General features: G+C 66.6%; 14 protein-coding genes. 8 read left to right on the top strand and 6 right to left on the bottom strand.

Annotated elements, in window-relative coordinates; all coding sequences use genetic code 11:
- The first annotated feature begins 41 nt into the window (after positions 1–41).
- Both JMY28_RS22165 and JMY28_RS22160 read left to right on the top strand, forming a co-directional pair.
- Positions 42–2,531, top strand: a complete 2,490-nt coding sequence (locus JMY28_RS22165; protein WP_201698067.1) for an NfrA family protein — start codon at positions 42–44, stop codon at positions 2,529–2,531.
- 9 nt (positions 2,532–2,540) lie between these two features.
- A complete protein-coding gene (locus tag JMY28_RS22160; protein ID WP_201698066.1) occupies positions 2,541–3,473 on the top strand; it encodes an alpha-amylase family protein in 933 nt (310 codons plus the stop codon).
- A gap of 44 nt (positions 3,474–3,517) precedes the next feature.
- Here the strand turns inward: JMY28_RS22160 and JMY28_RS22155 are convergent, their stop codons facing one another.
- Positions 3,518–4,135 carry a LysE/ArgO family amino acid transporter gene (locus tag JMY28_RS22155; protein WP_201698065.1) on the bottom strand — a complete coding sequence of 206 codons (618 nt, stop codon included), beginning with the start codon at positions 4,133–4,135 and terminating at the stop codon, positions 3,518–3,520.
- A 143-nt stretch (positions 4,136–4,278) separates the two neighbouring features.
- Here JMY28_RS22155 and JMY28_RS22150 point away from each other — a divergent pair, with 143 nt between their 5' ends.
- Positions 4,279–5,187 carry a LysR family transcriptional regulator ArgP gene (locus JMY28_RS22150; protein WP_201698064.1) on the top strand — a complete coding sequence of 303 codons (909 nt, stop codon included), beginning with the start codon at positions 4,279–4,281 and terminating at the stop codon, positions 5,185–5,187.
- 756 nt (positions 5,188–5,943) lie between these two features.
- Positions 5,944–6,417: a DUF3331 domain-containing protein gene (locus JMY28_RS22145; RefSeq protein ID WP_051482004.1), complete on the top strand. Its 474-nt coding sequence runs from the start codon at positions 5,944–5,946 to the stop codon at positions 6,415–6,417.
- Positions 6,418–6,636: 219 nt separating this feature from the next.
- Here the strand turns inward: JMY28_RS22145 and JMY28_RS22140 are convergent, their stop codons facing one another.
- Positions 6,637–7,890: an MFS transporter gene (locus JMY28_RS22140; RefSeq protein WP_201698063.1), complete on the bottom strand. Its 1,254-nt coding sequence runs from the start codon at positions 7,888–7,890 to the stop codon at positions 6,637–6,639.
- Between the two features lie 11 nt (positions 7,891–7,901).
- Positions 7,902–8,927 carry a PRC-barrel domain-containing protein gene (locus tag JMY28_RS22135; RefSeq protein ID WP_201698062.1) on the bottom strand — a complete coding sequence of 342 codons (1,026 nt, stop codon included), beginning with the start codon at positions 8,925–8,927 and terminating at the stop codon, positions 7,902–7,904.
- Positions 8,928–9,458: 531 nt separating this feature from the next.
- Here JMY28_RS22135 and JMY28_RS22130 point away from each other — a divergent pair.
- On the top strand, positions 9,459–10,859 hold the full coding sequence (locus JMY28_RS22130) for an NCS2 family permease (RefSeq protein ID WP_201698061.1): 1,401 nt from the start codon (positions 9,459–9,461) through the stop codon (positions 10,857–10,859).
- A gap of 120 nt (positions 10,860–10,979) precedes the next feature.
- Here JMY28_RS22130 and JMY28_RS22125 read toward each other — a convergent pair whose 3' ends face one another.
- Positions 10,980–11,375, bottom strand: a complete 396-nt coding sequence (locus tag JMY28_RS22125) for a hypothetical protein (protein ID WP_201698060.1) — start codon at positions 11,373–11,375, stop codon at positions 10,980–10,982.
- 139 nt (positions 11,376–11,514) lie between these two features.
- Between JMY28_RS22125 and JMY28_RS22120 the strand changes: the two genes are divergently transcribed.
- From JMY28_RS22120 to JMY28_RS22110, 3 genes are read left to right on the top strand one after another with little or no spacing between them, the layout of a single operon-like run.
- Positions 11,515–11,967: an ArsR/SmtB family transcription factor gene (locus tag JMY28_RS22120; protein ID WP_201698059.1), complete on the top strand. Its 453-nt coding sequence runs from the start codon at positions 11,515–11,517 to the stop codon at positions 11,965–11,967.
- Positions 11,967–12,305 (top strand): SRPBCC family protein, encoded by a 339-nt coding sequence (locus JMY28_RS22115; RefSeq protein ID WP_328809441.1) that lies wholly within the window; start codon positions 11,967–11,969, stop codon positions 12,303–12,305. Before JMY28_RS22120 ends, JMY28_RS22115 begins: the two co-directional genes overlap by 1 nt.
- A gap of 37 nt (positions 12,306–12,342) precedes the next feature.
- The gene (locus JMY28_RS22110) at positions 12,343–13,083 is read left to right on the top strand and encodes a DUF899 domain-containing protein (RefSeq protein ID WP_201698058.1); all 741 of its coding nucleotides are present in this window, start codon (positions 12,343–12,345) and stop codon (positions 13,081–13,083) included.
- Between the two features lie 141 nt (positions 13,084–13,224).
- On the opposite strand, the gene JMY28_RS22105 is transcribed toward JMY28_RS22110, so the two are convergent.
- Positions 13,225–13,407, bottom strand: coding sequence for a hypothetical protein (locus JMY28_RS22105; protein ID WP_201698057.1), 183 nt, complete (start codon positions 13,405–13,407; stop codon positions 13,225–13,227).
- 105 nt (positions 13,408–13,512) lie between these two features.
- Positions 13,513–14,418, bottom strand: a complete 906-nt coding sequence (locus tag JMY28_RS22100; protein WP_201698056.1) for an NAD-dependent epimerase/dehydratase family protein — start codon at positions 14,416–14,418, stop codon at positions 13,513–13,515.
- Positions 14,419–14,531: the final 113 nt, after the last annotated feature.

Here is a 14,531-nt window from a genome sequence, read left to right as displayed (position 1 = left end):
ATCGTTTTGCGGCTTGGCGATCTTCATGCGGTCGTGCGAACGTGCCCCGAGCGCTGCTGCTCGCCGCGTTGTGGGCCGCGCTCGCGGGCGTGGGGCGCGCTCACGCTCAAGCGCTCCCGCAAGGCACGCAACCATTGCCCTTGAGCGGCGCGGCCTATCGCGTCGCCCAGCAAGGCTACGACGCCTATGGACGCCGCGATTACGCGGGCGCCGAGCGCTACGCGCGCGAGGCGATCCGTCAACGGCCCGATCTCGCATCGCTGCGGTTGTTGCTAGCCAATTCGCAGGCGGCGCGCGGGCAGTGGCGCGAGGCGAGCCGCACGCTTTCCGATGCGATCGCACAGATCGGTCCCGACGCAACGCTCACGGCACGGCGTCGCGAGGTCGATGCGCAGGTGGCGGCGCTGGCGCGGCCAGGTGCCGCAACAGGTGGCGGCCGCACGGCGCGCGCCGCTGCGCCGCCGGGGTCCGGTCCGCCCGACTATCTGACCGGCCGGGCATGGCAGCTTGCTCAGGATGCCTACAAATCGTACAGCGCGAAGCAGTACGACAGCGCCTGGCGCGAGGCGAACGCCGTGATCGCGTTGCGGCCGGACATATTGCGGCTGCGCCTGCTCGCCATCGATGCCGCCACGGCCGGCGGCCACGACCGCGAAGCCTGGCAGGCGGCGCAGGAAGCGCAGCGGCGTTTCGGCGACAGCCAGGCGCTGCGCGAGCGCCGCACACAGATCGGCGCGCGGCTCGCGCCCGCTGCGGTGCAAGCGGCCCAGGCGGCGCGCACGCGCGGCGACGACGCGCAGGCGATCGCGCTCATGCACGAGGCGATCGGCTACGCGCCGACGCAACTCGGCAACCGGCTGCTGCTCTGCCAGATGCTGCTCGAACAGAACGACATGGCCGGCCTCGAGGCCGCGGCGGGCGATGCGATTGCGTCGGGCGCGACGCCGACTCTCATGCCGTATGTGTTGCGCGGCTATGCACGTGCGGCACAGGGCAGGGCGGCGCAGGCCGATGAGGATTTCGCGCAAGCGCTGCTGAGCGAAGGCGCTTCGGTGCGCGATGAGCGCGTGGCGCACGCGATCATCGCCGATGTGTGGACGGCCGAAGGCCAGCCACAGCGCGCGCTCGACCTTCTCGCCACGCTGCCGCCCGTTGGCGACGACACCGACGCGCTGATCGCCATGCGCCGCTACTACGCGCGCGCGGCGCTCGCACAGGCTGCCGGTCCATCTACGCCCGGCGAGCGTGTTGTCACGACGGCGCGCCCGGTGCTCGATTGCACGATTGACCAGTACGGCAGCGCCTGCGATGTCTACGCGGCCGATCCCGGCTTCGCGGACCGGCGCGCCGCGATCGTCGCCGCGCAACGCGGCGATCAGGCAGCGGCGCTCGCCGCGCAGCGCCGGGCCGTAGCCGCGGACCCGCGCAATCCGCAGCATCGGCTCGAACTGATCGACGCGCTCACCGCCGCGGGCGACACCGCGGGTGCGAAGCGCGAAGCGCGCGCCATGACGGACGCGGGCTTGCTCGACGCGTTGCCGCCGCTTTCCGCCGCGTACGTGGCGCAACGCGCGGGAGACGACCGCCGCGCGGCCACGTATTTCGCGCGAGCCGACGAAGCCGGCCAGTTGCCGCTGCAAGCCGCCGGCGATGCGGGCTACAGCGCCTACCGCGCGCATTTCGACGCGCTGGCCGCAAGCTATTTCAAACGCGCGATCGACTACGGCACCTCGCCGCCGCCCGGAGTTGCGCCCGCCACGTTGGTGCAACTGCAGGACCTGCGCAATGCGCACGCGGACGTCACGCGCGACTGGGGCGCCATCGCCTCGGTCAACTATCGCGGCTCAGGCCTGCAGCCCGGTGTGTCGACGGGCGAAGTGCCCGGCTCGTACAACAACTGGCAAATGGGCCTCGAAGGATACTGGCGGCCGTTCGGCTCGCTCGGCGACCGCAACTTCGAGGTCTACGCGCGCGTCTATCAGGACGTCGGCGCGAAGGGCGACGCGCCCAGCGGCGTCTCCACGGCGCTCGGGGCCATCGGCGCGCGCGCGAAGCCGTTCGAGTCGATCAATGCGGTGGTGGCGTTCGAGCGGCTCATCCCCATTGGCTCGCGTGCGCCGTCCGACTGGCTGTTGCGTCTTGCATACTCGGGCGGCATCGGCACCGAGCGGCGGCTCGACGTGCCGTCGTGGTGGACGGTGCAAGACTACGGCGAAGTCGGCCATTACGTGAGCAACGGCTGGAACTACGGCACCGGCTATCTCGAGGCGGGCCGCACGTGGCGGCTCGACACCATCAGCCCGAAGCTCACGGTCTTTCCGTACGCCGTGGCCGGCGTGGACTACGATTCGAGCATCAACCACAGCGTGCCGGTGGGGATAGGCGTGGGCGTCTCCACGCGCTACTGGTTCCGGGACAACTTCTACGATGCGCCGCGCTCGTATGTCGACGTGACGGTGCAGTACCGTTGGCATGTTACGGGCGACGACCGGGCGGGTGGCGTGTTCTTCGGCGCCGTGCTCTCTTATTGAGGAAACCTGATGATCGTGCGAAGAAAGGCCCAGGGCGACACGGGCCATGCAGGGGAATCCGCACGAAAGCGCTCGCGCGTCGCGCAGCGCTGCGCGCGTCTGGCATGCGCGGCGCTGTGCACGCTAGCTGCCGCCGGTTGCACGCTGCAGGTGCCCGCACACGCGGATGCGCTCGCGCAAGGTATCGTCTGGCAGCCCGATAACGACCATCTCGACCTGCGCGGCGACTGGGACAGGCTAGGCGTGAACGAGCTGCTGGTGCAGTGGATCGCCGTGGACGACGTCGCGTTCATGGCGGGCGCGGGCATTCCCGCGCCGCGCGTGCCCGACTGGGTGCGCATTGCCAACGAACCATGGGCGCGTGGTGTGATCGTCGGGCTTGCGGGCTATTCGGACGAGAAGCAAGCGCGCGAGAACCTCGAAACTTTGGTCGAACGTTCGCTCAAGCTCGCGGCCGTGCGGCCGCCGGTGCACATCACCGGATGGTATTTCCCCGTCGAAGTCGATCCCACCTGGACCGACGCACCACGCATGGCGCCGCTGCTGGAAAAGCTGCCGCATCCGTTGTGGATCAGCGTGTACGACACCAGCAACATGGGCGGCGAGGCGCTTGCGAAATGGCTCGACACCTGGCTGCCGAAAGATGTCGGCGTGTTGCTGCAGGACGGCTGCGGCGTTTATGCACGCGGCCCGACGGCCGCGCGCGAATACGCGGACGCCTTATCGGCGCACCTGGGCCACAAGCGCGTGCGCATCATCGCGGAGGCGTTCCGTCCCAAACAGGGCGGGGGCTTTCGCGCAGCCACGGCCGCAGAACTGGCGCCGCAGCTCGAGGCTTATCACGGCTATCGCGTGTATCTCTTCGACGGGCCGCACTATATGTCGCCGGAACTCGTCGAGGGCCTGCTGCAGCAGCAGAAAGCGAAGGGCCCCGCGCAGTAGCGGGGGAAACGGCCAAGCCCGAACGACGCACAAGGGGCCGGGCTTTAGCGCAATTGCGCGAAGGCGATCCACAGCACCATGCCGCCGATGGCGCCGTCGAGCACGCGCCACGCACTCGCACGCCGGAACAGCGGCGCGAGCGCACGCGCGCCGTAGCCTAGCGCGACGAACCATACCGCGCTCACGCACATGGCGCCGATCGCGAAGGCGAGGCGGCTGCCCTGCGGCTCGCGCGCGCCGGCCGTGCCGATCAGCAGGAAGGTGTCGAGATACACGTGCGGATTGAGCCAGGTGAGCGCGAGCGTCATGAGGATGATCGGCCACGCGCGCTGCTCGGGCGCATCCGTCGCGGCATGGCTCTCCAGCACCGCGTGCGAAGGGCGCACCGCGCGCCGCAGCGCGCCAATGCCGAACCACACGAGCCAGGCCAGCCCCACATACAGCACGATGTGCACGAAGGTCGGATAGCGCTCGACGAGCGCCGAGGCGCCGCCCACCCCCGAGCCGATCAGCACGAAGTCGGACAGCGTGCAGAGCAGGACGATCTTGCCGACGTGCGAGCGCAAGATGCCCTGACGTAGCACGAACGCATTCTGTGCGCCGATCGTGACGATGAGCGAGGCGCAGAGCGCCGCGCCGTGAGTAAAAGCGAGCCAGTTCATGACGGTTGCGGGCAAAGTGGGAGCGCGGGCGTCGCGGTGCGCGGCGGCTGCGGTCATTGGACATCGACAGGGAATGGCGCTAGTCTGCCGCCATGAGGTACATAAGAGAAGCTCATTTTCATTAACCGGATTAAGGAACGCTAATGCTCGACTATGCCTTGCTCGATGCGCTCGCGGCCGTCGTGCGGCATGGTTCGTTCGATCGTGCTGCGGGCGCGCTCAACGTCACGCCGTCGGCGGTCTCGCAGCGCGTGAAGCTGCTGGAGGAGCGCGTGGGCACCGTTCTCGTGAAACGTGGCCAGCCTTGCGTCGCGACGGCTTCGGGCGCGCTGCTGTGCCGTCACACGGAGCGCGTGCAATTGCTCGAGGCGGAGTTGGGCGGGGCGATGCCCACCTTCACGAGTGCGCCGGGCGGGGCGCGGCCGACGCTGCGGGTGGCCGTCAACGACGACAGCGTGGGCACCTGGTTCATCGACGCCGTGGCGGCTTTCTGCGTTGAGCGCGGCATTCTGCTCGACCTCGTGATCGACGACCAGGATCACACCGCGCAACGCATGCGCGACGGCAGCGTGCAGGGCGCCGTCACGACGCAGGCCGAGCCCGTGCAGGGCTGCCGCTCTACACGCCTTGGTCGCATGCGCTATCTCGCGGTGTGCTCGCCGGCGTTCTTCGAGCAACATTTCGCGCGGGGCGTGACGCGCGACACGCTGCGCTACGCGCCGTGCGTCGAGTTCAATCCCAAAGATCAACTGCAAAAGCGCTTCATTCGCCGCATCACGCGCGCGCAGATCGATGCGCCGCTGCACTGGATTCCGCACGTAGCCGGTTTTCTGCGCTGCTGCCTGAACGGTCTGGGCTGGGGCATGTGCCCCGAGCGCATGATCGCGCCGCATCTCGCGCGCGGCGAACTCGTCGAACTCACGCCGGGCCGGGCGCTCGACGTCGAACTCTACTGGCAGAGCTGGCGGCTTTCGATTGGCTGGCTCGACGACTTCGGCGCCATGCTCAGGGTGCGCGCCGGCGAATTTCTCGATCAGGGTCGCGGCACCTAAGACGGGCCGCGCGATATCTTCATTCGTTTGTCTTTATCCGCGGATTCAATCGTGTTTAGTGTGCGTACTTTCGGTGCAGATGACAGCGCTTGAAACATCACCGCTTTGTTGCTATTCGTATGTCGCGAGTCGCACAATGACCGCATTGACGGGCGGTGAAGCCTCTAAAGGAATATTCAAAATCCATTAATTGCTATTCCGAATAGTGGAATGTCTCGATATTCGATGCGCGAGGTGATGCAAGCTTCGTGCGAGAATATATCGTCAAATAGACTGACGTTTAGTATGTGTATGTCTGATGGACCTATGCCGAATAGGGCATTGCGTTTCATTGATCGGTCACGTGCCGTGTGTAAGAGTAGAGCCGGCGTGATCCCGGTGAAGGCCGTCAGGCCGGCCATGGACGGGCGTTTCGGGCGCCGTCCGTCCACCGGACGCAGCGGGTGCTGTAACAATTCAGTTATGTTGGAAAGCCACGCCACTAGTGACATCAAGCCCGAAACCGGTTATTTTTTCCGCAGTGGGATTGTTAAGTATCATCAAATCGGCAAAAAAGTTTGCGGATGTAAAGAAACCAACATTGGAGGCTTACAGTCGGAACTGAAAGCTCCGCCATCTCGTTTTTGCGTTCGGCATTATCGTGTGAAAATTGCGTTTTTCCTGTGGATTGCGAGTTAGACACGCTATAATCCGGACGTGGCAGAGTGCTTATTCGACCGGCATATTTGAATCGTTTCCACGTGCACGAGGTGCATTATGACGAAATTAGATACCGGCAGCGTTTGGCAACAAACCATTGACCTTCTGTCCGCGGCTTCCGAGCCGCTAAGCCTTGACAGCGAATTCGAAGGCGGCAGAAGTTGCAAACCGGTACCCATCACACGCGGCGCATCGGAGGCAGCCAACCGGCGGCGCGCCACCGTGCGTTCGTGGGATGCGCAGGGCATCACCTTGATTCGGCGGCATGATCCGGACAGCATCACCGTTTGCTGGAGCGACGCCACCTATGGCCGCTACTCCGACCAGTTGTGGCGGGTCTGCACGGCGCGCCGCAGTGCCGTTTGTGCGCTGACCGGCGAGAAGATCCGCCGCGGCGACGCGGTGTTCCGGCCGAGCCCGAATCGCCGTCATCGCCCGGCCAATGCCGACGCGATGATCCTCGCGAGCAAGCTCGACAACCTTCCCAACGCCGTCGTCGCGGCGCGTCTGGACGAGGCGCTGGCCGCCTGAGCGGCTTGCCCGGGCGCACCGGTCGCCCGCGCAGGGTTGCCGGGCTTGCCGTTTGTTGTCCGCGTGCATTGAGCCCGGCCACACCTCGTCATCCCAACGTCATGAATCTGTACGAGCCGGCGCCCTTAGGGGCGTCGGCGTTCGTGTGCTGGGACAAAGGCGGGTTGCCACCGTCCGCTGGAGCAGGCGCAACCGGCACCCGCTCCAGAGGCGCACCACTCAAACAGTAGCGTCGCGGGCGTTTTCTTCTTCGAGCGCGTCGCGCGTCTCGGGCATCGCAAGCCAGACCATCAGCACAGCGGCGGCGCCCGCGCTCGCGAGCGCGAGGAAGCTCACCGTATTGCCCAGGTGATCGGCGATAAAGCCGGCAAGCGCCGTCGACAGCGTTGCCCCGATCCCCGCCGAAAGTCCGAAGAGCCCGATACAGAGGTTGTAGCGGCCCTTGGCGCCCGCCACGTCGGCGGCGATGAGCGGCAGCATCACGCCGAAGACGGCGGCCGAAAGGCCGTCGAGCATCTGCACCGGCACGAGGAAGTACGGGTTGCCGACGGCGGCGAAGAGGAGTGCCCGCAGCGGGAGCGCACAAAAGCCGAGAATCAGCACAGGACGGCGCCCCCAGGCTTGGGCGGTGCGGCCCACCCAGGGCGACATCAGCGCGACGATCGCCTGAGGCACGATGATGCACGCCGCGATCACGAGCTGGACGTTGTCGCCCATGCCGGCCGTCACTTCGCCGGCGGCGAGGTTGAGCATCGCGGCGTTCGAGAGGTGGAACAGCACCACACAGGCCGCGAAAGTCAGCATGCGCCGGTCGCGCAGCAGGTCGAAGATCGTCTCGCGAGAGTCGCCCGAGCTCGCCGCGGCGCCAGCTTTGCTGGGCTTGGCCGCGGGTTTGGCGTAGGCGGCATTCTGGTCGTATTTGATCATCGCGAGTGCGACGAGCGCGGGCAGCGCGAGCGCGGCCGTCAGCCAGAACACGGAGCGCGGCGAGAAGTACTCGCCGCACAAGCCCATCAGCCCAGCGGCCACCGCGCTGCCGATCGAGGCCCAGCGCGCGTTGCGGCCGAGCCGGTCGCCCAGGTTCTGGCGGCCCACCAGCGCGAGCGCGAGCGCCGCCATGGCCGGCACGAGCATGCAGCTGGCGAAGCCGTGGAAAATCTCGGCGGCCATGACCGCCACGACGGTCGGGCTCGAGGCGAGCAGCACGGCGGAGATGATGATCGCGATGATTGCCCACGCGGCGGCGGCCTTCTTGTTGCGCAGCGCGTCCACCGCCGCGCCGCCCGGCACCTGGCTCACCATCGCGCTGATCGTGCCGACCGAAAGGGCCAGCCCGATCTCGCCTTGCGTCCACTTGTGCGATGCCAGATACGACGCGATGAACGGCCCGAAGCCCGTTTGCACGTTCGCTACGAAGAAGTTCAGCCAGTCGAGCGCGCGCACGCTGCGCTGGTCTGGATTGGGTTGTTGCATGGTGCCGTCCGTCATTTGGCACCGTGTCCATTGGCTGCGGAGGCGACGGGCGATGCAGCGGGCGCGGCTTGAGCAGCCGGGGCGGCCGAGGCCGGGGGCGGCGGGGCCGCGGGCGTCACGGCGCGCACCGGCTGGTCGGGAGCGTAGGGCGGCGAGGCATCCACCTGCTGATCGCTCATTTCGAGTTGGGCTTCGAGCGCATTGTTCTTCGTGACGAAGTGCAGCGCGGACCAGTCAGCCGCGATCGTATGACGTTTCTCGAGCGTGCCGCTCACATCGAGCACCACGGCCTGCGGGGCGGCGCTGCCGTCCAGCAGCACGTCCACCACGCGGCCCACCTTGGCGCCGCTGGCACGCTCCACGTCCGCGTCGAGCATGGGCAGGCGCGTCGCGCTCGCCTCGGCGTTGCCGGGCTGCGGCGCACCGGCCTTGGGCCGGTCGGGCACCTGCAGCTGGCTTGCCGGCAGGGCGAGCGTGATGGCGGGCGTTTTTGGCTGGGTGCTCACGCGCACGCCGCTCCACGGGAAGTTGGCCTTGCGGTCGCCAATGCCCATGAAGCCTTGCAGGTTCACCACGACGTCGACAGGCTTGCCGCCGGGCCCCGTGACCATGTCGACGGCACGACCTACGACCTTGCCGTCGGTCTTTTGCACTTCGCTGTCGAGCAGCGTGCGGAAGGTGCCGCGCTCGAGCGTGCGCACCTGCACGAGCGGCGCCGGGGGCGGCGCCGGTGGGGCGCTCGCGGGCGCGGGCGGTGGCGGCGGCGGACGGCGGTGGGGCACGAGCGTGTGCCGCGGCTTCTTCGGCGCAGGCTTCGTCGTGCTTTCCGTTTCCGGCTCGCTCGCCGCCTCGGGCGCGGACGCGGCCTCGGGCTCGCTCGCGGAAGGCTCGGGCTCAGCGGCCACGGGCGCTTCCGGCTCCGGCGGCGGGGCCGGCCGGAACAGGCTGCAGCCCGAGAGCGTGAGCAGCAACAGCAGCGTCAGGGCGTACGGAAAGTGAAAAACAGGACGTGCGGAACGCAAGATGCCGCGTCTCATCTACTGAAACTCCTTGGAGCAGCCGGCGCGACGCGCGCGGCAGGGGAAACCGGGTCGGGATGCGTGAGTGTAACCCGCGCACCGGGCCGATCCGCTTAACGACGACGCGCTCAAGGCGCCGCAAGCGCCGCGCCGGGCGGCACGATGCCCGCTCGAGCCGGGTCGATGGCCATTCGTCACACCTTCGTCAGACGAAGCGGGCCCCGATCGCCCGGAAACCGCCCGCGCCGCGTTCCGGTGAGTCCCGATGCTTCCAGGTGTAAACGCGGGGCCAGGTCACGTGGCGTGCCCTGTACACGGGCATATAAGCATCGCGGCATGAACTCAATGCGACTCGTGCGATGGGAGCGCAAATCGTGTTCGCCTAACCTTCGCTGCATCCATAAAGAGATATCCAAACGATGAGCGCTGGAAGTTAAACCAAGCGCCGGCAACGCGTCGACACAACTAAATCATTCGAGACAAACCTGATGACGGATCGGCTGGTGAGCCGTGAGCCGTTTCAGCATGCTGATAAAGGAGGCACTCACCATGATCGAACCCCACGCGCAGCCGCTCGCCGGCACGTCCGCCGCCGAAGCTGAGCCCATCGAGTTGGGCCAGGCATCGGGCTTCATCGACCGTTATTTCGACATTGCCGCACGCGGCAGCTCGCTGCGTCAGGAGGCGATTGCGGGCGTCACGACTTTCCTCGCGATGGTCTATTCCGTGTTCGTCGTGCCGGGCATGCTCGGCAAGGCGGGCTTCGACACCAGCGCCGTGTTCGTGGCCGTGTGCCTGACCACGGCGTTCGGCTCGTTGCTCATGGGCTTGTGGGCGCGCCTGCCGATCGCCATCGGCTGCGCCATCTCGCTCACGGCGTTCACCGCGTTCGGCCTCGTGCTCGGCAAGGGCCTGAAGCCGGAAGTGGCGCTCGGCGCGGTGTTTCTCATGGGCCTCGTGTTCACGGGCATTTCGGTGACCGGTGTGCGCTCGTGGATCCTGCGCAACCTTCCGCACGGCATCGCGCATGGCACGGGCATCGGCATCGGCCTTTTCCTGCTGCTGATCGCCGCTAATGACGTGGGCCTCGTCGTCAAGAATCCGGGCGCGGGCCTGCCGGTCTCGCTCGGCCATATCACCTCGCTGCCCGTGATCCTCTCCGTGGTCGGCCTCGCCTCGATCTTCGGCCTCGTGCGCCGCCGCGTGCCGGGCTCGATCCTGATCGTGATCGTCGCGATCTCGGCGCTCGGCCTCGCCATCGACCCGGCTGTGAGCTTTCATGGCGTGTTCGCGTGGCCTTCGCTTTCGGCGCCGGGCCATGCTTCGCTGATCGGTGCGATGGACATCAAGGGCGCGCTCTCGCTCGCCGTGCTGCCGAGCGTGCTCGCGCTCGTGATGACAGCCGTGTTCGACGCCACCGGCACGATCCGCGCTGTGGCGGGGCAGGCCGGTCAGCTCGACGCGAACGGACGTATCGTCAACGGCGGCCGGGCACTCACGGCCGACTCGGTCAGCTCGATCTTCTCGGGCTTCCTCGGCGGCGCGCCGGCGGCGGCCTATATCGAATCGACGGTGGGCGTGGCGGCAGGCGCGAAGACGGGCTTGGCCGCCGCCACGGTGGGCGTGCTGTTCCTCGCGGTCATGTTCTTCGCGCCGCTCGCGGGCCTCGTGCCCTCATACGCCACGGCGCCCGCGCTGATGTACGTGGGCCTCATGATGCTCTCGAGCGTGAGCCGCCTCGACATGACCGATATGGTCGATTCGATGTCGGGCCTCGTGTGCGCCGTCTTCATCGTGCTCACGGCGAACATCGTCACGGGCATCATGCTGGGCTTCTGCACGCTCGTGATCGGCCGCGTGGTGAGCGGCGAGATCCGCAAGCTGAACGTGGGCACGGTGGTGATCGCCGGCGTGCTGGCCGCGTTCTACCTGGGCGGCTGGGCCATCTGATAGTCGGATGACCCGGTCTTCGCCCGGTGGCCACGGCGGCCTTGTCCGGGCGGCTGCACGGCCCGCGTCGCTTTACGGCGGCGCGGGCCGTGTGGCTTTTGCACGTTGCTTTTTGGCGCGTTACTCCGGCAGCACGCTGTTGCGCCCTTTGGCCGATTTGCGCGGCTTGCGTGGTTTGGGTTCCACGCCGATGCGCGGATCGCGCGCGAGGACGAGTGCGCCCAACTGCGCGGCGGTATCTTCGAACGCCGCATCCGCTTGCGGCACGTAGAGCCATTTGCCGAGCACCGGGTGCGTTCGCAACGCCGGCATCGCTTCGATGAGCGCTGCATGGTGCTCCCGCGACGTGCAGACGAGCACGCCGTTGAACGGCGCGTCACGATCGGCGGCCACGAGGCACAGCATGCCGTCCAGATACGCGGCGTCGCAGCCGAACATCGGCTTGCGGACGTAACCGGGCTCGCGCTCGAAGGTGTCGAAGATCCAGAGCAGCGAGTTGCGGATTTTGGACGGCATGGTGGGACGTGGCAGAGGTGGCAATGCGCGGCGCAGTGAATTGGCCATTCTAGTGGCGGCAGCGCGGTCGTGCGCGCCGCTGCCAGCTCATGCCGACGCTTTCCTTGACATCGCGCTCTTGCCGTCTATGCTTAACCGCATGGTTAAGTATGAAGACGACACCCTCGACCGCACCTTCGCGGCGCTCGCCGATCCCACACGGCGCGCGCTGCTCGCGCGCCTCGCGCAGCACGACGAACTTTCAGTGAGCGCGCTCGCGCAGCCGTTCGCGATGTCGCTGCCCGCGGTCATGAAGCATCTGGACGTACTCGCTCAGGCGGGCCTCGTCACGCGCGCGAAAACCGGCCGCACCGTGGCGTGCCGCCTCGCCGCGGGGCCGATGGAGGACGCGATGCAGTGGCTCGCGCACTATCAACGCTTCTGGAGTGAAACGCTCGATCGACTCGCCGCTTTCGTGGAGGAAGATGCATGTCTACCCAACCCGCAGCCGGACCCAGCGCCGCCCATCAAGCTCCGAGCCTCACCATCCGGCGGCGACTCAACGCCACCGCCGCGAAGGTCTACGCCGCGTGGACGCAGCCGGCGCAACTGATGCGCTGGATGCAGCCGCTCGACAACACCTGCATCCACGCCGAAGCGGACGTGCGCGTGGGCGGGCGCTTTCGCGTGATCCTGCGCGGCGCGAACGACGAGGAGCACGACGTGAGCGGCACGTATCTCGAAGTGGTACCGGACGAAAAGCTCGTATTCACGTGGGCCTGGCGCAGCACGCCGGAGCGCGAGTCGCTCGTCACCGTGACGCTGCGTGCCGATGGGGCCGCCACCGAACTCATGCTCAAGCACGAACGCTTCTTCGACGAAGCGGCGCGCGATTCGCACAACGAAGGCTGGACGAGCTCGATCGATCAACTGGTGGCGCTGTTCGACTGAACGGCGGCGCTCATGCAACCGAAAGGAGGACTGGACGATGGAACCGCACAAGATTGTTTCGGATGCCGAATGGCTTGAGGCGCGCAAGGCATTGCTGGCAGAGGAGCGCGCATTCACGCACGCACGCGACGCGCTGGTGGCAAAGCGTCAGGCGCTGCCGTGGGTGAAAGTCGAGAAAACCTATACGTTCGAAACGCCACAAGGCGCGCGCACGCTCGCCGAGCTATTCGGGCCGCGCAGCCAGCTGATCGTCTATCACTTCATGCTCGGGCCGGATTGGGAAGAGGGGTGCCCGGGTTGCTCGTTCCTCTCCGATCACGTGGACGGCATGCTGCCGCATCTGGAGCATCACGATGTGACCTACGTGGCCGTTTCGCGCGCGCCGCTCGCGAAGATCGAGGCGTTCAGGCAGCGCATGGGCTGGCGGTTTCCGTGGGTATCGTCGAATGCGAGCGACTTCAACTTTGATTATCACGTGTCGTTTAGCGAAGCCGACAAGGCGCGCGGCAACGCGATCTACAACTACACCGAGCAGGAATACATGAGCGACGAGCTGCCTGGCGTCAGCGCCTTTTATCGCGACGAAGCGGGCAACGTGTACCACACGTATTCAACATACGCGCGCGGCGGGGAGATGCTGATCGGAACGTATGCGATGCTGGAACTCACCGCGAAGGGACGCAACGAAGAAAAGGACATGCGCGAGTGGATGCGTCACCACGATCGCTATGACGATGCGCCCGCGCAGTCATCGTGCTGTGCGCACGAGAAGCCATAGTTGCCGCGCAATGAGCGCAATGAGCGCAATGAGCGCAATGAGCGCAATGAGCGCAATGAGCGCAATGGAGAAAGGTGATTGTTAGCACAACGAAAGCACGCTGCGCCATCAGCGTAAGAATTCGCGAAAGAAACGCGCGAGCTAGAGCGACATTTCGAACGCGGGGCGCAGCAGCACTTCGATCGCCATCACGATGAGTCCCATCGCGCCGGCGGCGAGCGTCAGCGTGCCATATTCGTCGTAGAGCGTGTCGTAGAGGCACGCGACGATGAACAGGACAGCCAGCAGATTGGTCAGCCAGTAAAAGTTCAGCGCGAGTAGCATCGGCGTATCCGGTGCCGGCGCGCAACGCGCCGGCGGCAGTGCAAGACGCTCGGATTCTAGCGAATCGACCTTACGGATACGCAACAATAACGTGCTCTACAGCACTTATCTTTGCGGCTTTGGCATCTCGTTGCGAATCCAGTCGGTGACCGAAGTGCGCTGCGGCTGCCAGCCGAGCAGCGTGCGGGCGCGCTTGCCGCGCACGCGGCTGTTCGAGCCGAGGCCGTACGACGCCATTTCGTAGCCCCATTCCTCGATCGCGGCTTCGAGCGGCCAGTCCTGCGGCGCGCCGAGACCCATCACGTCGGCGAGCGCCGTGGTCATGTCGCGGAAATTCGCTTCGCCACTTTCGACAAAATAGAACGTGTCTGCCGGCGTCTTTTCGAGCGCGAGGCGATAGAGTTCGGCCACGTCGTCGACGTGCACGTTCGACCAGATGTTCAGGCCGCGCCCTACGTGGCGCATCACGCCGCTCTTCTGCGCCTGGCGGATGAGCCGCGGCAGTTGCACGCTCGCGGCTGCAGGCACCGCGCCCACACCATAGATCAGCGTGTTGCACAGCACGGCGCTCTTCACGCCGCGCGCCGCCGCCGCGAGCACGAGAGTGTCGATGGCCACGCGCGGCGCCTTGTCAGCGGTCGGCTCGGGCAGGGCGTCTTCGTGATAGACGCGCTCGGTCGCCTCGCCGCCCGATGCGTCGCCCACGATGCTCGAGCCGCTCGTGTGCAGGAGCGTCTTGCCGGAGCCTTCGAGCGCGTCGATGAGCGCCTCGACCGCGCCGCGATGGTCGCTGCTGGCCGCGTTGATGACGGCGTCGGCGGCGCGCGCTTCTGCCATGAGCGTCGCACGGTCGTCGAGATCGCCCTGCACGGGCGTGATGCCGAGCTTTTCGAGGTCGGCGAACTGCTCGGGCCGGCGCACGAGGCCGCGCACCGTGTGGCCCGCGCGCACGAGATGCGCCGCGATCGTTCCGCCGATAAAACCGCCTGCGCCTGTCACGAATACTTTCATGGGTTGCTCCTCGTCCTGTTCTCGATTGCGATGGGAGCCAGTATCGCGGTATCCGGGGTTTGCAAAAACCGTGTTAGTCTCAAATGAATCTTGACTGCAAATCAACAATAGCA

The sequence above is a fragment of the Paraburkholderia hiiakae genome (assembly GCF_904848665.1).
GTDB lineage: Bacteria > Pseudomonadota > Gammaproteobacteria > Burkholderiales > Burkholderiaceae > Paraburkholderia > Paraburkholderia hiiakae.
The sequence above is the reverse complement of the archived record's forward strand: the minus strand, read 5'-3'. Positions and strand labels throughout refer to the sequence as shown.